The organism is Lentzea sp. NEAU-D7 (assembly GCF_026242055.1).
Taxonomy (GTDB): domain Bacteria; phylum Actinomycetota; class Actinomycetes; order Mycobacteriales; family Pseudonocardiaceae; genus Lentzea.
The window spans coordinates 16,354-33,842 of the sequence record NZ_JAPJDL010000033.1 but is presented as its reverse complement, the minus strand read 5'-3'; the positions used below and the strand labels follow the sequence as shown (position 1 = coordinate 33,842).

Annotated in this window: 20 protein-coding genes; 6 read left to right on the top strand and 14 right to left on the bottom strand. The window is 70.6% G+C overall.

Annotated elements, in window-relative coordinates:
• Nucleotides 1–83 precede the first annotated feature (83 nt).
• Entirely contained in the window at nucleotides 84–860 is a 777-nt protein-coding gene (locus ORI60_RS41355; protein ID WP_266043462.1) for a cyclase family protein, read from the bottom strand.
• A 93-nt stretch (nucleotides 861–953) separates the two neighbouring features.
• Here ORI60_RS41355 and ORI60_RS41350 point away from each other — a divergent pair, with 93 nt between their 5' ends.
• From ORI60_RS41350 to ORI60_RS41340, 3 genes are read left to right on the top strand one after another with little or no spacing between them, the layout of a single operon-like run.
• Complete coding sequence (locus ORI60_RS41350; protein WP_090070963.1) at nucleotides 954–1,256, top strand: antibiotic biosynthesis monooxygenase family protein; 303 nt, start codon at nucleotides 954–956, stop codon at nucleotides 1,254–1,256.
• Nucleotides 1,253–2,251 (top strand): CaiB/BaiF CoA-transferase family protein, encoded by a 999-nt coding sequence (locus ORI60_RS41345; protein ID WP_323056000.1) that lies wholly within the window; start codon nucleotides 1,253–1,255, stop codon nucleotides 2,249–2,251. Before ORI60_RS41350 ends, ORI60_RS41345 begins: the two co-directional genes overlap by 4 nt.
• A gap of 9 nt (nucleotides 2,252–2,260) precedes the next feature.
• Complete coding sequence (locus ORI60_RS41340) at nucleotides 2,261–3,193, top strand: LLM class F420-dependent oxidoreductase (RefSeq protein WP_266043461.1); 933 nt, start codon at nucleotides 2,261–2,263, stop codon at nucleotides 3,191–3,193.
• An 18-nt stretch (nucleotides 3,194–3,211) separates the two neighbouring features.
• On the opposite strand, the gene ORI60_RS41335 is transcribed toward ORI60_RS41340, so the two are convergent.
• From ORI60_RS41335 to lpdA, 6 genes are all read right to left on the bottom strand, one after another.
• Nucleotides 3,212–3,706 carry a hypothetical protein gene (locus ORI60_RS41335; protein ID WP_266043460.1) on the bottom strand — a complete coding sequence of 165 codons (495 nt, stop codon included), beginning with the start codon at nucleotides 3,704–3,706 and terminating at the stop codon, nucleotides 3,212–3,214.
• A gap of 42 nt (nucleotides 3,707–3,748) precedes the next feature.
• Nucleotides 3,749–4,477, bottom strand: coding sequence for a lipoyl(octanoyl) transferase LipB (gene lipB / locus ORI60_RS41330; protein ID WP_266043459.1), 729 nt, complete (start codon nucleotides 4,475–4,477; stop codon nucleotides 3,749–3,751).
• Nucleotides 4,434–5,012: a phosphatase PAP2 family protein gene (locus ORI60_RS41325; protein WP_266043458.1), complete on the bottom strand. Its 579-nt coding sequence runs from the start codon at nucleotides 5,010–5,012 to the stop codon at nucleotides 4,434–4,436. The genes lipB and ORI60_RS41325 overlap by 44 nt, the downstream gene beginning before the upstream one ends.
• On the bottom strand, nucleotides 5,009–5,899 hold the full coding sequence (locus tag ORI60_RS41320; protein ID WP_266043457.1) for a TIGR01777 family oxidoreductase: 891 nt from the start codon (nucleotides 5,897–5,899) through the stop codon (nucleotides 5,009–5,011). The genes ORI60_RS41325 and ORI60_RS41320 overlap by 4 nt, the downstream gene beginning before the upstream one ends.
• A gap of 156 nt (nucleotides 5,900–6,055) precedes the next feature.
• On the bottom strand, nucleotides 6,056–7,804 hold the full coding sequence (sucB, locus tag ORI60_RS41315) for a 2-oxoglutarate dehydrogenase, E2 component, dihydrolipoamide succinyltransferase (protein ID WP_266043456.1): 1,749 nt from the start codon (nucleotides 7,802–7,804) through the stop codon (nucleotides 6,056–6,058).
• A 51-nt stretch (nucleotides 7,805–7,855) separates the two neighbouring features.
• Nucleotides 7,856–9,244, bottom strand: a complete 1,389-nt coding sequence (gene lpdA / locus ORI60_RS41310) for a dihydrolipoyl dehydrogenase (RefSeq protein ID WP_266043455.1) — start codon at nucleotides 9,242–9,244, stop codon at nucleotides 7,856–7,858.
• Between the two features lie 179 nt (nucleotides 9,245–9,423).
• Between lpdA and ORI60_RS41305 the strand changes: the two genes are divergently transcribed.
• Entirely contained in the window at nucleotides 9,424–9,750 is a 327-nt protein-coding gene (locus ORI60_RS41305) for an oxidoreductase (RefSeq protein ID WP_266043454.1), read from the top strand.
• Here ORI60_RS41305 and ORI60_RS41300 read toward each other — a convergent pair.
• From ORI60_RS41300 to ORI60_RS41290, 3 genes are all read right to left on the bottom strand, one after another.
• On the bottom strand, nucleotides 9,747–10,211 hold the full coding sequence (locus tag ORI60_RS41300; protein WP_266043453.1) for an OsmC family protein: 465 nt from the start codon (nucleotides 10,209–10,211) through the stop codon (nucleotides 9,747–9,749). The two genes, ORI60_RS41305 and ORI60_RS41300, sit on opposite strands and share 4 nt — an antisense overlap.
• A 169-nt stretch (nucleotides 10,212–10,380) precedes the next feature.
• On the bottom strand, nucleotides 10,381–10,515 hold the full coding sequence (locus ORI60_RS41295; RefSeq protein WP_266043452.1) for a hypothetical protein: 135 nt from the start codon (nucleotides 10,513–10,515) through the stop codon (nucleotides 10,381–10,383).
• 133 nt (nucleotides 10,516–10,648) lie between these two features.
• Nucleotides 10,649–12,121, bottom strand: a complete 1,473-nt coding sequence (locus ORI60_RS41290; RefSeq protein WP_266043451.1) for a leucyl aminopeptidase — start codon at nucleotides 12,119–12,121, stop codon at nucleotides 10,649–10,651.
• A gap of 199 nt (nucleotides 12,122–12,320) precedes the next feature.
• Here ORI60_RS41290 and ORI60_RS41285 point away from each other — a divergent pair, with 199 nt between their 5' ends.
• On the top strand, nucleotides 12,321–13,556 hold the full coding sequence (locus ORI60_RS41285; protein ID WP_266043450.1) for an amino acid permease: 1,236 nt from the start codon (nucleotides 12,321–12,323) through the stop codon (nucleotides 13,554–13,556).
• On the opposite strand, the gene ORI60_RS41280 is transcribed toward ORI60_RS41285, so the two are convergent.
• Entirely contained in the window at nucleotides 13,495–13,764 is a 270-nt protein-coding gene (locus tag ORI60_RS41280) for a hypothetical protein (protein ID WP_266043449.1), read from the bottom strand. The genes ORI60_RS41285 and ORI60_RS41280 overlap by 62 nt on opposite strands.
• A 92-nt stretch (nucleotides 13,765–13,856) precedes the next feature.
• Between ORI60_RS41280 and ORI60_RS41275 the strand changes: the two genes are divergently transcribed.
• Nucleotides 13,857–14,948, top strand: a complete 1,092-nt coding sequence (locus ORI60_RS41275) for a branched-chain amino acid aminotransferase (RefSeq protein WP_266043448.1) — start codon at nucleotides 13,857–13,859, stop codon at nucleotides 14,946–14,948.
• On the opposite strand, the gene cobS is transcribed toward ORI60_RS41275, so the two are convergent.
• The 3 genes from cobS to cobU are packed head-to-tail and all read right to left on the bottom strand — an operon-like array spanning nucleotide 14,945 to nucleotide 17,293.
• Nucleotides 14,945–15,646, bottom strand: coding sequence for an adenosylcobinamide-GDP ribazoletransferase (gene cobS / locus ORI60_RS41270; RefSeq protein ID WP_266043447.1), 702 nt, complete (start codon nucleotides 15,644–15,646; stop codon nucleotides 14,945–14,947). The genes ORI60_RS41275 and cobS overlap by 4 nt on opposite strands.
• The gene (cobT, locus tag ORI60_RS41265; protein WP_266043446.1) at nucleotides 15,643–16,743 is read right to left on the bottom strand and encodes a nicotinate-nucleotide--dimethylbenzimidazole phosphoribosyltransferase; all 1,101 of its coding nucleotides are present in this window, start codon (nucleotides 16,741–16,743) and stop codon (nucleotides 15,643–15,645) included. The genes cobS and cobT overlap by 4 nt, the downstream gene beginning before the upstream one ends.
• A gap of 10 nt (nucleotides 16,744–16,753) precedes the next feature.
• Nucleotides 16,754–17,293: a bifunctional adenosylcobinamide kinase/adenosylcobinamide-phosphate guanylyltransferase gene (gene cobU, locus ORI60_RS41260; protein WP_266043445.1), complete on the bottom strand. Its 540-nt coding sequence runs from the start codon at nucleotides 17,291–17,293 to the stop codon at nucleotides 16,754–16,756.
• Nucleotides 17,294–17,489: the final 196 nt, after the last annotated feature.

Genomic DNA, 17,489 nt, shown 5'->3' with positions numbered 1-17,489 from the left:
GGTGGCCAGGAATCGCTGTTTTCCATATCTGCGAAGGTAGGTATGGTGATTCAGCTCTCACTTGAGGAACGGTTGTCCGGTTTTCAGTCGTCGAGCAGGGCGACCGCACGGGTCCAGCCCGCTCCGGCGCCCTTGATCTTCACGGGGAACGCGACGACGGTGAACCCGAAGTCCGGCAACGCTTCCAGGTTCGCGAGGCGCTCGATCTGGCAGTACTCGCGGTCGCGGCCGGCGAAGTGCGCGGGCCACAGCACGCTCTCGTCCTTGGTCGCCAGGTAGCGCTTGACGATGTCCGGGAACGGCGCGTCGAGGCTGAACGCGTCGGTGGCGATCACCTTGACCCCCAGGTCCAGCAGGAAGTTCGTGGCGGGACCGTCGAGTCCGGTGTAGTCGGTGAAGTAGGTCTGGGTGCCCGCGTGCTCGGCGGCGCCGGTGTCGAGGATGACGATGTCCATCGGCTTCGGCGTGTAGCCGATGCGGGCGAACTCCTTCTCCAGCACCTCCACGCCGATGACGCCCGTGCCGTGGCCGCGGACGTCGAGCTTCACGCCGGGGTTGTGGAACCACTCCAGCGGCATCTCGTCGATGTGGCGCGGGATCCCGTTGCCGTACGTGGTCTTCGAGCCGTAGTGCGACGGCGCGTCGACGTGCGTGCCGGTGTGGGAGGTGAGGCTGATCCGGTCCAGCGTCAGGAACTCGGAGTCCCGCAGCACGGAGACGTCGAACTCGATGCCGAGCCGCGCCTTGAGCTGCTCGGCCATGTGTTCGGCACCCTGGGCGGCCGTGAGCACCTCGTGCGTCACCGGGTCCGCTTCGTACGCGGATGCGTCAATGTGGGAAGACAGATCGATGATGCGCATGCAGCAGAGCTTGGCGGGCGTTCCTTGAGCACGTCTCAAGAGGCGGTGGGCATGGTTTTCCTGGCCTGACACCGTTTCTGGAGGAGCCACCTCATGATCACCTTCCTCAACCGCTTCACGCTCACCGGTGACCCGGAGGAGTTCGAGAAGGCCTTCGACGAGACGGCGGCGTTCCTGCGCGAGCAGCCGGGCCTGATCCAGTACACGCTCTCGCGGCAGCTGGACGACCCGGCGTCGTACATCAACATCGCGCTGTGGGAGAGCGCCGACGCCCTGCGCGCGGCGCTGGCCCACCCGGACTTCGGCAACCACGCCAAGGCGATGCGCGGCCTGGCCGAGTCCACGGGCGCGATCTTCAACCCGCGCCTGTCGTTCGAAGCCTCCGCAGAAGCCTGATGGGGCCTCTGGACGGGCTGAAGGTCGTCGAGTTCGGCGGCATCGGCCCCGGCCCGCACGGCGCGATGCTGCTGGCGGACCTCGGCGCGGAGGTCGTGCGCGTCGAACGTCCGTCCGGCGGCCTGTCCGTGGTGCCGGACGCCTCCCGCGACTTCCTGTTGCGCGGCAGGCGTTCGGTGTCCGCGGACCTCAAGTCCCCCGAGGGGCGTTCCGCGGTCCTGGAGCTGATCTCGGCGGCCGACGTGGTGATCGAGGGCTTCCGCCCCGGCGTGCTGGAACGGCTCGGGCTCGGGCCGTCCGACTGCCTGGCGGTCAACCCCGGCCTGATCTACGCGCGGATGACCGGGTGGGGCCAGGACGGCCCGCTGGCCCAGCGCGCCGGGCACGACATCAACTACCTGTCGGTCACCGGGGTGCTGCACGCGATCGGCAAGCCGCCGCTCAACCTGGTCGGCGACTTCGGCGGCGGCTCGCTCTACCTGGTGCTGGGCGTGCTGGCGGCGTTGTGGGAACGGCAGCGCACCGGGCTCGGCCAGGTCGTCGACGCGGCGATCGTCGACGGGGTGGCGTCGCTCGCGCAGATGATCTGGTCGATGAAGGCGCAGTCGGTGTGGCAGGACGCGCCGGACTCGAACCTGCTCGACGGCGGCTGCCCGTTCTACTCGATCTACGAGTGCGCGGACGGCGGGTCCGTCGCGGTGGGGGCGCTGGAGCCGCAGTTCTACGCCCTGCTGCTGACCGGTCTGGGGCTGCACGCCCCGGACCTGCCGGAACAGATGGACCGGGACTCCTGGCCGGTGCTGCGCAAGACGTTCGCCGAGGCGTTCCTGACCCGGACGCGCGACGAGTGGTCGGAGGTGTTCGCGTCGTCCGACGCCTGCGTGACCCCGGTGCTGAGCCTGGAGGAGGCGGCCTCACACCCGCACCTGGTCGCGCGCGGGGTGTTCACCGCCGAGGGGGCGGCCGTGCCTGCACCACGCTTTTCCGCGGACTAGATTCAGGTCGTGGAACTGCGCATCTTCACCGAGCCCCAGCAGGGGGCGAGCTACGACGACCTGCTCCGGGTGGCCAGGACGGCGGAGGACGCCGGCTACGGCGCCTTCTTCCGCTCCGACCACTACCTCCAGATGGGCTCGGCCGACGGCCTGCCGGGCCCGACCGACCCGTGGATCACGTTCGCCGGGCTGGCCCGCGACACGTCGACGATCCGCCTGGGCACGCTGATGACCGCCGCGACGTTCCGCCACCCCGGACCGCTGGCCATCAGCGTCGCCCAGGTCGACCAGATGTCGGGCGGCCGCGTGGAGTTCGGCATCGGCGCCGGGTGGTACGAGGCCGAGCACACCGCGTACGGCATCCCGTTCCCGGCGCTGGGGGAGCGCTTCGACCGCTACGAGGAGCAGGTCGCGATCATCACCGGCCTGTGGGAGACCCCGGTCGGCGGCACCTTCTCGTTCGAGGGCAAGCACTACACGCTCACCGACTCGCCCGCGCTGCCCAAGCCGGCGCAGGAGCGCGTCCCGGTGCTGATCGGCGGCATGGGCGCCAAGCGCACCCCGGCTCTGGCCGCGTCCTACGCCACCGAGTTCAACCTGCCGTTCGTCGGCATCGACGCCGCCGTCGAGCAGTTCGGCCGCGTCGACGCCGCGTGCGAGGAGATCGGCCGCGACCCGAAGGAGCTCATCCGCTCGGTCGCGCTCGTCGCGTGCGTCGGCCGCACCGACGCCGACGTCGCCCGCCGTGCCGCCGCGATCGGCCGCGAGGTCGGCGAGCTCAAGGAGAACGGCCTGGCCGGCACCCCGGCCGAGGTCGCCGACCGCATCGGCGCGTGGCGGGACGCGACCGGTGCGCAGCGCGTGTACCTGCAGGTCCTGGACCTCGCCGACCTCGACCACATCACCGAGATCGCGTCGGACGTGGCACCGCAGCTGGGCTGACCCAGCGCGTGTCGGATGTCAGGCGAGCGCTTTGCGGACCGCCGACGGCAACGGCATGACGTGGTCCGCGAACCGCCGCCGACATCCGATGTAGCGCAGCTGCAGCACGGGGTCGTCGAGGTAGCGGTGTTCCAGGCCGCCCTGCCCGAGCACGAGCTTCAGCCCGCGCCCGAGCATCGACGGCGAGTCGAGGCCGAAGCGGGCGCGCAGCACGTCGGCGGCCGCGTGGTCGCCGAACTCCAGCGCCGCCCGTCGGACGGACTCGACCGGCACCACCAGGTACTGCTCGTCGGCGCGGACGCCGTCGCGATGGGCGATGCCCAGCGCGCTGAGCGCCTTCTGGTGCGCCCCGCCGTCGAGCCCGAGGTAGTACCGCTCCCAGTCACCGACCTGGATCTCACCGCTCCACGTCCGCACCGGAGCGGCCGCCGCCACCGCTCCGTTCGAACTGAATCCGCCTGCCAGCGCCGTCACACCGGCAGCCGTGAACAACTGGCGTCGGGACAACCTCACGACGCACCCTCCTCCGAGTTCCCGCAGGTTCCCGCCGCGGGGCTACGGAATGCTAGCGAAGGTGATACCCGGTGCGACGGGGCCAGTGCGGGCCAAAGTGCGGTCCGTCAGGGGGAGCGTCCCGTCGAGCGCCGCGAGCACAGCGTCACGGGCGAGCGGCAGGACCTCGGCGACGGTGACGTCGCGGCCCAGTTCGTGCGAGAGGGAAGCGACGCCCGCGTCCTTGATTCCACACGGGATGATGTCGCCGAACGCGTCGAGGCTCGCGTTGCAGTTGATCTCGAAGCCGTGCATGGTCACGCCGCGCTGCACGCGGATGCCGATGGCGGCGACCTTGCGCTCCGGGCCGCGGTCGTCGGCGGGCAGCCACACGCCGCTGCGGCCCTCGATCCGGCCGGTGTGCACGCCGAGCTCGTCGCACACGGCGATCAGGCCCTGCTCGACGCGCCGCACGTACTCCACGACGTCGATCGGGTCGGCGAGCTTGACGATCGGGTAGCCGACGAGCTGGCCCGGTCCGTGCCAGGTGATCTTGCCGCCGCGGTCGACGTCGATGACCGGGGTGTCGCCACCGCGCGGGCGCTCCTCGTCGAGGGTGCGCCGGCCGCAGGTGTAGACGGGCGGGTGTTCGAGCAGCAGGAGGGTGTCCGGGCCGGTGCCACCGGCGCGCGCCTCCGCGATCTCCTTCTGGAGGTCCCACGCCGCCATGTAGTCGATGAGCCCCAGCTCACGGATGACGACGGGGTCTGACGAGGTCCGGCACGAGTTCACGACCCGACGTTACCAACCCCAGGAGCATGGCCGCCAAGAGTCCGACACCGGTCACACCCAGCACGGCGCCGACGACGTCGGTGACCCAGTGCATCTCCAGGACGATCCTCGCGAACCCCGCCACCAGCACCGCGAGCACCGCCCACAGCACACCGCGGTTGAGGAGGACGACCAGCGTGAAACCGACCGACGCGACCGCCACCGTGTGTCCGCTCGGATAGCTCGGCAGGTGGTACTCGACGGGCCGCACGCGGTCGAACAGGAACCGCGTCAGCAGGGTCGCGCAGCACAGCGCGTGCAACGCCAGGGCCTTCCACAACCGCGGATCGCGCCGCCGCCAGGCCAGCACGAACAACACCGCCGCGAACGCCCACCCGAGCGTCGGTCCCATCACCAGGCTCACCGCGAACGCCGTCGCGCGCAGCCAGTCGGGCCGCGGCAGCTCGTCGTGCACCCACACGTCGAGCCCGGTCGTCTCGGGAAGACCCAGCAGGATCCACGAGATGACCAGCACCGCCGCCACCGCGCGCGTCATGCGACCGCCGCGTTCAGGGCCGCCGGCAGCGTCGGGTGCAGGAACTGGAAGCCGTGCCGCTCCAGCGTCCTCGGCGTCAGGCCCGGACCGCTGAGCAGCAGCTCCTGCGCCATCTCACCGCCGAGCAACGTCTTGAGCGCGAACGCCGGCACCGTCCACGGCGCCGGCCGGCTCAGCGCCGCGCCGACCGCCTTGGTGAACTCGGCGTTCGTCACCGGAGCCGGGCCCGCGACGTTCACCGGCCCGCGGATCTCCTCGTGCTCGACGACGAACCGGTAGGCGGACACGACGTCGTCCAGCGACACCCACGGGAAGAACTGATCGCCACTGCCGAGCTTGCCGCCCAGGAAGAACTGGAACACCGGCTTCAACCGGCCGAACACACCGCCCGAGGGGGAGATGACGACGGCGGTGCGCATGAGCACGACCCGCACCCCGCCCTCCTGCGCCGCGGACGTCGCCGCCTCCCAGTCCTGGGTCAGCCGCGACATGAAGGTGTGGCCGCCCGGCGCGTCCTCGTCCGCGAGACGCGACGCGGTGTCGCCGTAGAAGTGGGCGCCCGACGAGCTCACCAGCGTCGGCACCCCGTGCTCGACGCACGCCGCCGACAGCACCTCGGCCGGCACGATCCGGCTGTCGTGCAGCACCTGCTTGCGCGCGTCGTCCCACCGCTTGTCGGCGATGCCCGCGCCGCACAGGTTGATGACGGCGTCGACGCCGTCGAACGTCCCGTCGTCGATGCGCCCGGCGTACGGGTCCCAGCCGCGTTCGTCGGGTGCGGCGGCTTTGCGGCGCACCAGCCGCAGCACCTCGTGGCCGGCGGCGCGCATGGACGCCACCAGGCTCGTTCCGATCAAGCCCGACGATCCCGCGATGACGACTCGCATAGACAGATCGTTCCCCACTCACCTGCCGCGTGCACAGCCGCACCCGGCACAACTGACCCAGGATGTGCCGAAGGCCACCCCGGCAAACCGGGGTGGCCTTCAGGTCACACGATCAGTCGATGTCCGGCAGGCCGGACATCAGTGCAGCTCCCGCGGTCAGAGACCGAGGTCGGCCTCGAACGCGCCCTCCTCGAGACGGTTCTTGACCGTCGTGAGGAAGCGGCCCGCGTCGGCACCGTCGACCAGGCGGTGGTCGTAGGTGAGCGCGAGGTACATCATCGAGCGGATCGCGATGGTGTCGTTGCCGTCCTCGTCGGTCATGACGACCGCGCGCTTCTTGACGACGCCGACGCCCAGGATGCCGACCTGCGGCTGCTGGATGATCGGGGTGTCGAAGAGCGCGCCGTTGCTGCCGAGGTTGGTCAGCGAGAACGTGCCACCCGTGAGCTCGTCCGGCGTGAGCTTGTTCGAGCGGGCGCGCGCCGCCAGGTCACCGATCTTGTGGGCGATGCCCGACAGGTTCAGGTCACCGGCGTTGTGGATCACGGCGTTGAGCAGGCCGCGCTCCGTGTCGATCGCCAGACCGAGGTGCTCGGCACCGTGGTAGGTGACCTCCTTGCGCTCCTCGTCGATCGACGCGTTGAGCACCGGGTGGGCCTTGAGGGCCTCGATGGCGGCCTTGGCGAAGAACGGCAGGAACGTGAGCTTCGCGCCCTCACGAGCCTCGAACGCCTTCTTGGCCTGGTTGCGCAGCCGGGCGATCTTGGTCACGTCGACCTCGAACACCTGGGTGAGCTGGGCCGACATCTGCAGCGACTCACGCGTGCGCTGCGCGACGATCTGACGCAGGCGCGGGAGCTTCTGCACGGTGCCGCGCTTGCCCGAGTTGTCGACCGCGGCCGGAGCCGAGGTGCGGGAGGCGGGAGCGGCGGCCGGAGCAGCGGCGGCGGGCGCGGGAGCCGGGGCCTTCTTGGCCTCGACGGCGGCCAGCACGTCCTGCTTGCGGATGCGGCCACCGACGCCGGTGCCCTTGAGCGAGCCCAGGTCGATGCCGTTCTCCGACGCGAGCTTGCGCACGAGCGGAGTGACGTACGGCGTGCCGTTCGCGTCGTCCGAAGTGGACTGCGCGGCCTGCGGGGCAGGGGCGGCCGGAGCCGGCTGCTGCGCGGGAGCGGCCTGCTGCGGAGCAGGTGCGGACTCCTGCTTCGGAGCCGGTGCCGGAGCGGACTCCTGCTTCGGCTCGGGCTTGGTCTCCTGCACGGGAGCGGCGGCCGGAGCCGGGCTGCCCGAGCCGATGACGGCGAGCTTGCCGCCGACCTCGACGGTCTCGTCCTCACCGGCGCTGATCTCGAGCAGCGTGCCCGCGACCGGCGAGGGGATCTCGGTGTCGACCTTGTCGGTCGAGACCTCGAGCAGCGGCTCGTCGACCTCGACGCTGTCGCCGACCTGCTTCAGCCAGCGGGTGACGGTGCCCTCGGTCACGGACTCGCCGAGTGCGGGCATCGTGACGTCGGTGCCCTCGGCCGAGCCGCCGGACTGGGCGGGGGCCGCGGGAGCCGGAGCTTCCTGGGCCTCCTCGGACGGCTGCGGCGCGGACGGCTGCGTCTGCTGCGGCTCGGGAGCGGACTCCTGGGCCGGGGCGGGCGCGGGCTCGGACGGTGCGGCGTCGCCGTCACCGATGACCGCGAGCTCACCGCCGACCTCGACGGTGTCGTCCTCCTGCGCGACGATCTTCTGCAGGACGCCGGCGGCCGGGGACGGGATCTCGGTGTCGACCTTGTCGGTGGACACCTCGAGCAACGGCTCGTCCACCTCCACCCGGTCGCCTTCTTGCTTCAACCACCGGGTGACCGTGCCCTCGGTGACGCTCTCACCGAGTGCGGGCATCTGGACGGAGAAGGCCATTGTTCGCTGACTCCTCGTGCTCTCGTGTGGCTGACTTTGTGTGGGGAACGGTCAGCCGTGCACGTGCAGCGGCTTGCCGGCCAGGGCGAGGAACGCCTCGCCGAGGGCTTCAGTCTGGGTCGGGTGGGCGTGGATCAGGGGAGCCACGTCCTCCGGGTAAGCCTCCCAGCTGTAGATCAGCTGTGCTTCACCGATGAGTTCGCCGACGCGCTCGCCGACCATGGTGATCCCGACGACCGGGCCGTCGGGAGCCTTGACGAGCTTCACGCCACCCGCGGTCTTGAGGATCTGGCTCTTGCCGTTGCCCGCGAGGTCGTAGACGAAGACCTCGGCGGAGCCGTACTTCTCCTTCGCGGCGGCCTCGGAGAGACCGACGGAGGCGACCTCGGGCTTGCAGTAGGTGACGCGCGGGATGCCCGCCTCGTCGATCACCTTCGGGTTCTGGCCCGCGATCTCCTCGGCCACGAAGATGCCCTGCTGGAACCCGCGGTGCGCGAGCTGCAGGCCGGGCACGATGTCGCCGACGGCGTACACGTTCGGAAGGTTCGTGCGCAGGCGCTCGTCGGTGACGACGAAGCCGCGGTCGATCTTGACACCGGCCTCCTCGTAGCCGTGACCCGCGCTGTTCGGGCCGCGGCCGACCGCGACGAGCAGCAGGTCGGCGTCGAGGACGTCGCCGTTCTCCAGCGTGATCGACACGCCCGAGCCGGACTGCGTGGCGCCGGTGAACTTCACGCCGGTCTTGAACTTGATGCCGCGCTTGCGGAACGCGCGCTCCAGCTGCTTGGACGCGTACTCGTCCTCGGCCGGGACCAGGCGGGGCAGGGCCTCGACGATGGTCACCTCGGCGCCGAACGAACGCCACACGCTCGCGAACTCCACGCCGATGACGCCGCCGCCGAGGACGACGACCTTCTCCGGGATGAAGTCCAGGTTGAGCGCCTGGTCGCTGGTGATGACCCGGCCGCCGATCTCCAGACCGGGCAGGCTGCGGGCGTACGAACCGGTCGCGAGCACCACGTTCTTGCCGGTGTAGCGCTGGCCGTTCACCTCGACGGTGTTCGGGCCGACGAACGTGCCCGCGCCCTCGACGAAGGTGACCTTGTTGGCCTTCGCGAGACCCTGCAGGCCCTTGTAGAGCCGCGAGATCACGCCGTCCTTGTACGAGTTGACGCCGGCGATGTCGATGCCCTCGAGCGAGCTCTTCACGCCGAACTGGTCGCCCTCGCGAGCGTTGTCCGCGACCTCGGCCGCGTGCAGCAGCGCCTTGGTCGGGATGCAACCGCGGTGCAGGCAGGTGCCGCCCAGCTTGTCCTTCTCGACCAGGACGACGGACAGGCCCAGCTCTGCCGCGCGGAACGCGCAGGCGTAGCCACCTGAACCACCGCCGAGGATGACGAGATCGGCGTTGGTGGCCGACTCCAGTTCCGGCGAAGTCACTTCGGATCTCCTCGGGATTACTTACTACGCGCGGGTGCGCGCGAGGTACGCGGCCATCTTGTCACTAGTTGCCGGAGCGTGGTGATCCGGCATGGGACACCTTGCCCGATCCTGATCATTCACCCACTCATAACACCCTTACCTGGCACCATGGTGGAGGGAAGCACAGGAGGTGCTCGATGGGGCTGTTCGATCGTTTCCGCAGGAAGTCACGCCCAGGTGTGCTGCGTACCGCCTCCGGCCAGGACACGAGTCATCTCGAACAGTGGACGAAGAGCCGTCACGGCGTCGAGGCCTATGTGGAGCCGAAGACCACGGTGACCGAAACCACTGTGGTCCTGGTCGCGCACGACGGCGAGTGGACCCGCCGCCGGGTCGCGTCGCCGGACGCCGCGAGGTCGTTCGCGCGCAAACTCGGCATGCCGATCTACGACGCGGGCATCGTGGGTTACCCGAAGCGCATGCGCGACTACACGGCGCGCAAGAAGGCCTCGGGCGATCTCTAGACCTCGACGGTCGGTTCGTGCCGGACAGGAAAGTTGACGCTCGCCGCGATGAAGCACAGCGAGTGCGCTTTCTCGTGCAACGCCTGCGCCGTCTCCCTGGTGGCGGGGTCGGCGACGGTCACGACGGGGTTGAGCCGCACCTCGGTGAACCGGCCGGACCCGTCCGGGTGCTCGGCCATGGTGCCGGTCGCGTGGTCGCGGTAGGCGGTCACCACGACGCCGTTGGTCGCCGCGAGGTGCAGGTACCAGAGCATGTGGCACTGCGAGAGAGACGCGACCAGCAGTTCCTCGGGGTTGTGGCGGCCGCGGTCACCCCGGAACGACGGGTCGGACGACCCGAGGATCGTCTCCTTGCCCTCGATCCGGATCTCGTGCGCGCGCTCGTAGGACTTGTACCCGGAGGTCCCGCTTCCGGTGTTCCCGGTCCAAACGACGTCGGCCTCGTACTGGTGCGTCCCCATGCGGGAATACTCCTCTCCCCGGGCCCGGGGATCCAGTCCCGTGAGACACCAGTCTCCCCGTTCGGTTGACGGCAGGTGTCCACCGATGCAGTCCACAGTGGACTGCATCGTTGTTGTTGGGGCGGAGCAAGGAATTCGAGGGGAATGCTCCTTTGTGAACCATGATCGTCTACTTGGGACTGGCGCCGTTGACGAACAGGCCGAGGCGTTGAGGGACGTCCTCGCGCGCGCCCAGGTGCTGACCGAGGTCTTCGCCGGAGCGGTGGAACGTCGTGACCGGAAGGTCCGTGATCGAGGCGGGCACCCCGCCACGTCTACGAGACCAAAACGTCCAGGTGGCGGGCGCAGTGGCCGATGCTGACCGTGCTCCCGTGGCCCTGAGACGCGGAACGGGCGGAGACCCCGAGGATCTCCGCCCGTTCCGAGGAACGCGGGACTCAGCCGTTGGCCGCGATGTCCGCCAGCACGGCCGCGATGGTCCGCACCGGGACACCGGTGCCGCCCTTCGAGGTGTAGCCGTACGGGCCACCCGTGTGGAACGCCGGGCCGGCGATGTCGATGTGCGCCCACTGCACGCCCTCGGCCACGAACTCGCGCAGGAACAGACCGGCGGCGAGCATGCCGCCCCACCGGTGCCCGGTGACGTTCGCGAGGTCCGCCAGGCGCGAGTCGAGGTCCGCGCGCAGCTCCTCGGGCAGCGGCATCGGCCACGCCGACTCGCCGACGGCGGTGCCGATGGCGGCCACGCGGTCGCGGAACTCGTCCGAGCCCATGACGCCCGAGGTGCGCTTGCCCAGGGCCACGACCTGCGCGCCGGTCAGCGTCGCGGTCTCGATCAGGTAGTCCGGGCCGTCCTCGCACGCGCGCACGATGGCGTCGGACAGGATCAGGCGGCCCTCGGCGTCGGTGTTGAGCACCTCGACGGTCTTGCCGCCGTACATGGTCAGGACGTCGCCGGGGCGGTAGGCGTCACCGGACGGCATGTTCTCCGCCATCGGGATCGACGCGATGATCTCCAGCGGGTACTTGAGCTTCGCGGCGAGCACCATCGTGGCGACGATCGCGGCGGCACCCGACATGTCCGAGGTCATCTCGTCCATGCCCGCGGCCGGCTTGATCGAGATGCCGCCGGTGTCGAACGTGATGCCCTTGCCGACCAGGGCGACCTTCTTGACGGCCTTCGTGCCCTTGTACGAGATGCGCACGAGGCGCGGCTGGCGGGTCGAGCCGCCGCCGACGCCCAGGATGCCGCCGAAGCCCTGCTTCTTCAGGGCCTTCTCGTCGAGCACCTCGACGTCGAGACCGGCGGCGGTGGCGAGCTTCGCGGCGCGGTCGGCGAACGAGCCGGGGTAGAGGTCGTTCGGCGGGGTGTTGATGAAGTCGCGCGCGATGGCGACGGACTCGGCGATCGCGACGGCGGCCTTCAGCGCGGCCTTGTTCTCCTTGGAACCGGCGGCGTGCAGGTCGACCTTCACGACCGGGCCCTCGCCCTTGTCGGACTTGTACTCGGTGAACGAGTAGGCGCCGAGCAGCGTGCCCTCGGCGGCGGCACCGACGTGCAGGGCGGCGAGCGTGTTGATCGCGCGCTTCTTGCCGGCCAGCGCGCGGGCGGCGACACCGGACGCGCGGCGCACCTGCTCCTCGCCCGCGGTCTTGCCGAGGCCGACGGCCAGCACGAGCGGAGCGGCGATCTTGCCGAAGGTCGGCACCTTCACCAGCTCGTCCGCCTTGCCGGACGCGCGCAGCGTGCCGAGCACGTCGAGCAGCGCGCCGTCGAACGCGGCGGCGACAGCTTCGGCACCGGGTGCGAGCTCCAGACCGTCCGCACCCTGCAGGGTGCCCACGACGACTGCGTCCGCGGCGGTGGTGCTCAGGTCGCCCTCGGTGAGGGCCAGCTTCGGGGCTGTCACGTGCTGCTCCAGGGTTGTTGCGGGCGGGGCTCGGAATCGTGACTCATGCTAAAGGTCGGGCAGTCCCACCAATGCCCAGCCCCGCCACGTTCGCCGCAATCCGTGACGTTGACAGTTGCGCACAGTGGCGATTCGCCCGTTTCACGCATCAGTCGACCGGGTGGTTACGGCCGGTTGCCGCATCTGAGAACGTGTACCGGTGACCCACACGCCTCGCGAGACCGTCACGACGGTCGCGCTCGGTCTGCCCGCGGTGCTCGGAGCGGGGGTCTTCGCCGGATTCGCCCCAGCAGCAAGCCTTGCAGGCTGGTGGGTGCTCCCGGCGCTGGCCATCTCCGCGCTCGCCGCGCTGTGCTCGGCCTTCTCGACCGCTGACCAGTCCCGTGCCTATCCCGACATCGGTGGTGGTTACGGATACGTGCGCGCGCAGCTCGGCGTGTGGCCCGCGAGGATGACAGCGAGTGCGCACCTGCTGGGCCGCTGCGCCATGGCCGCCGCCGTGGCGCTGATGTTCGGCGCGTACGTGGTGCCGGACCAGCCGGTGATCGGCGCGCTCGCCCTCGTCGTCGCGACGGCGCTGCTCGGCGCGGCCGGATTCCGCTTCACCTCCGGTGTCAGCGTGCTGGTGTCGGTGGTCGTGCTCGGCGTGCTGGCGCTGGTCGTCGCGGCGAGCTTCTCGATCGCGCCCGTGCCGTCGGCAGGGGAGGCGGGCACCGTCAACGAGCTGGTCGGCGTCGCCGGCCTGATGTTCATGGCGTTCGCCGGCTTCGAGCGCGTCACCGCACCGAATCGGGGCGAACAGCCGCACTCACCGGCCGCGTTGAAGATCGCGATCCCCGTCCTGATCGGACTGGCGTTCGCCGTCTACCTGGCCGTCGGCGCGGGAGTGCTCCGCCAGCTCGGCAGCGCGCGCCTCGCGTTGTCGCCGGCTCCGCTGCGGGACGCGCTCGTCGCGGCGGACTCGGCCGCGCTGGTGCCGCTGGTGCAGATCGCCGCGGCGGTGGCCGGTGTGGCCGCGCTGCACTTCGTCCTCGCGTCCGCGCACCGCACGCTGACCGGGCTGAGCGAGGACGGGGACCTGCCGACCCGCCTGAAGCCCGGCGCGCTGTCGTTCGTCGTGGTCGTCGCCTCCGCGCTCGCCGTCGTGCTGATGCCGCTGGGGCTGGCGCTGGGCGTGGCGGCCTGCGGGACGTTGTTCTACTACGCCTTCACGAACGCGTCGGCCAGGGTGCTGCTGCAGAACGACCGCACGTGGCCCATGCGCACCGCCTGCCTCGGGCTCGGGCTCTCGGTGCTGCTCGCGATGAGCCTGCCGGTGCCCGCGATGCTCATCTCGATCGCGGGCTTGGGCGTGGGCACGGGTCTGATCGGGCTTACAGCGTCACTGAGAGGAAAACGAGCAGCGTCACGCCAACGCACACCGCAAGTCCGATGACGCGGCCGTTGCTCGACGGCTTCTCCTTGGTGATCACCCCGTAGCAGGCCAGGAAGATCGCGGCGGCGAACACGGCGCCGACCACACCGCCGACGCCCCCGATCACCCAGCCGTCGAGAAGCGTCATCCCGGTGCCCAGAACGAGCAGTGCTGCCTGTAAGACGGTGCGGACGTCGGCACCCGTTGAAGATCGTTGCGGCTCGGTCATGGCCGGGGACTCTATCGAGGTTCAACTAGTAGGACGTCCGAGTTTTGGGAAGACGATTTTCCGTATCCCCACCTGCGGGTTACCGTGCTCCCATGACGAGCGCGTTGCCTTTCACTCGGACTCCCCACCCGCACCCGGCGACCCCGGAGCGCGTAGCGGAGGTACTTGCCAAGCCGGGCTTCGGGCAGCACTTCACCGACCACATGGTGACGATCCGCTGGAACCGCGAGAAGGGCTGGCACGACGCTGAAGTCGGCCCGTACTCCACCCTCGCACTGGACCCCGCGGCAATGGTGCTGCACTACGGCCAGGCGATCTTCGAAGGGCTCAAGGCCTACCGGCAGCCCGACGGTTCGATCGCGTCCTTCCGCCCTGAGGCCAACGCCGAGCGCTTCCGCGCCTCGGCCCGCCGCATGGCGATGCCCGAACTTCCCGACGAGCTCTTCCTGGAGTCCGTGCGGCAGATCCTCGCGGTCGACGACCGCTGGGTGCCCGCGGCCGCGGAGGAGTCCCTCTACCTGCGGCCGTTCATGATCTCCACGGAGAAGGGCCTCGGCGTGCGACCCGCGTCCGAGTACCTCTACGTGCTGATCGCCTCTCCCGCCGGCTCCTACTTCGCGGGCGGCGTCCGTCCCGTGAGCGTGTGGCTCTCGACCGAGTACGTCCGCGCGGCCCCCGGTGGCACCGGCGCGGCCAAGTTCGCGGGCAACTACGCCGCGTCCCTCGTGGCGCAGGCGCAGGCCGCCGAGAAGGGCTGCGACCAGGTCGTCTGGCTCGACGCGGTGGAACGCCGCTGGGTCGAGGAGATGGGCGGCATGAACCTGTTCTTCGTCTTCGGGGACAAGGTGGTCACGCCCGAGCTGACCGGCACGCTGCTGCCCGGCATCACCCGCAACTCGTTGCTGGCGCTGGCCGCGGACCTCGGCCTGTCCGTGGAGGAGCGCCGCATCTCGACCGACGAGTGGGAGAAGGCCAACGCCTCCGGTGAGCTCACCGAGGTCTTCGCCTGTGGCACCGCGGCGGTCATCACGCCGGTCGGCCACGTCAAGCACGCCGGTGGCGAGTTCGACATCGCCGACGGCGGCACCGGCTCGGTGACGATGAAGCTGCGCGAGCGCCTGACCGGCCTCCAGCACGGCCACGTCGCCGACACCCACGGCTGGATGACGACCCTGAAGGCCTAGGCGATCACCAGCACGGCCAGAAGCGCGATTTCGGCGGCAGCACCGAGCACATCACCGGTGATGCCGCCGAAACGCTTTCCGGTGTGCTTCACCAGCAGCCACACGAGCGCGAACGCGACGACGACGGCGACGACCGCGCGCCACCCGAGCGGAATCGCCGCCCCAGCGAGCACCACCCACGTGCCGATGACCAGCAACGGGTGCTGGGTGCCCGCTACGAGCGCACCAAGCCCTTCCGGCCGTGCCGCGGGCACACCGCGCATGCAGCAGATCCCGAACGCCGCCCGGCTCGTCGCGAACGCGAGCAGCACGACACCCCAGTGGGCCTGGGGGAGTGCGGCGGCCTGCGCACCCAGCACGACGATCAGCGAGACGACGCCGAACGGTCCCGCGCCGCCGTCCTTCATGACCTTGAGCGCCCGCTCGGGCGGCCCGTAGCACCCGAGTCCGTCGGCGACGTCGGCCAGCCCGTCGAGGTGCATGCCGCGCGTCGCCAGGGCGACGACGCCGACGGCCAGGAACCCGGCGACGAGCACCGACGTCCCGGACAGCGCGAGCAGTTCGAGCACGCCGACGACGAACGCGCCGAGCACGAGGCCGACGACGGGGGTGGCCGCGATGGCCCGTCCCGCCGCCTTGCGGTCGACGTCGTCGACCCGGAGCGGCAGGACGGTCAGCCAGGAGAAGGCGAGCTTCACCCCGCCGCGTTCTCCTCGGTCGTGTCTTCCGCGGTCGTCTCCTCCGGGGTCGTGTCTCCCCGGTTCGTCACGCCGGCGCTCTCGAACGTCGCCATCTCCGCGAGCACCTTCACCGCCGAGATCAGCAACGGCAGCGCCGCCACGGCACCGGATCCCTCGCCGAGCCGCATCTCGAACTCCAGCAGCGGCTTCAGGTTCAGGTGCCCGAGCGCGATCGCGTGCGCGGGCTCGGCCGACTGGTGCCCGGCCACCCACCACTCGCGCGCACCCGGTGCCAGCTCCTCGGCGACGACAGCGGCCGCACCGACGACGACGCCGTCGAGCACGACGGGGGTCTTGCGGACGGCGGCCTGCGCGAGGAACCCGGCCATCGCGGCGATGTCGGCGCCACCGGCCGTGGCGAGCAACGCCACCGGGTCGCTGATCACGAGGCGGGCCCGGCGCAGCGCGTCCCGGATCGCCGCCGTCTTGCGCATCCACGCCTGGTCGTCGATGCCGGTGCCGCGCCCGACGACCGCGACGGGCTCCGATCCGGTCAGCGACGCGATCAGCACGGCGGCGGGCGTCGTGTTGCCGATGCCCATGTCGCCGGCGACGAGCACGTCGGCGCCCGAGTCGATCTCCTCATCGGCGATCGCGCGACCGGCCGCGATCGCGAGTTCGCACTGCTCACGGGTGAGCGCGTCCTCGCGGTCGATCGACCCGGACGAGCGCCGCACCTTGTGCTGGCTGACGGAGGCCGGGGTGTCCGCGTCGACGGCCATGTCGACCACGCGCACGGTGGCGCCCGCGACCTGCGCGAGCACGTTCACCGCGGCACCGCCGGTCATGAAGTTCGCGACCATCTGGCCGGTCACCTCGCTCGGGAACGCCGACACGCCCTGCGCGGTGATTCCGTGGTCGCCCGCGAACACGACCACACGCGGCCGCACGAACGGCTTCGGCGGCACGGAGCCCTGGCACGCGGCGAGCCAGTTGCCCAGCTCTTCGAGCCGTCCGAGGGAGCCGACCGGCTTGGTCAGCACCGCGTGCCGGGCCTCGGCCTCGCGCAGAACGGTCTCGTCCGGTGGTTCAACCGGCGGGAACTCGGTGCTCACCTGGTCGCTCCTATCGCAGTTTCAGGGGGATGCCGGCGACGAGGAGCGTGACCTCGTCGCACACCTCGGCGACGCGCGCGTTGAGCGCACCGAGGTGATCGCGGAAGAGCCTGCCAGAGCGCGTCGACGGAATGACGCCGAGGCCGACCTCCGCCGTCACGAGCACCAGCCGGGCCCGGCACGTGGCGACCGAGCGCACGAGCTGGTCGACGTTGCCGGCGATCGCCTCGGCGCCGTTGCCCTCCCACGCCTGGGCGTCGTCGAGCACGCCGACCAGCCACGTGGACAGGTCGTCCACCAGGATCGGCGGGTCCTCGTACTGCGTCGCCGTGAGCAACGCGGGCAGGTCGGCGGGCGAGGACGCCTCGACCGTGTGCCAGGTGGACGGACGGCGCGCGACGTGCTGTGCGATGCGCGCGTCCCAGTCGGGGTCGTCCGGGTATCGGCGTGCGGTGGCGACGTAGGTCACGGTCGCTTCGGTGAGCAGACCTTCCGCATGCGCTGACTTGCCCGAGCGTGCTCCGCCGAGCACGAGCGTGCGAGGTGACAAGAGAGTTAGCCTTCGTCCGTGGAATACCGCTGGCGTTACCAGGATGCACAGGGACGCGACGTCGCGGGCCCGGATGTGATGTTCGCGGACCAGGCCGAGGCCGAGGAGTGGTTCAGCGCCGGGTGGCGGGGGGGGGGGGGGGCCGCGGGGGGGGGGGGGGGGCCGGGGGGGGGGGGGCAAAAGGAGTTGGCGCCCG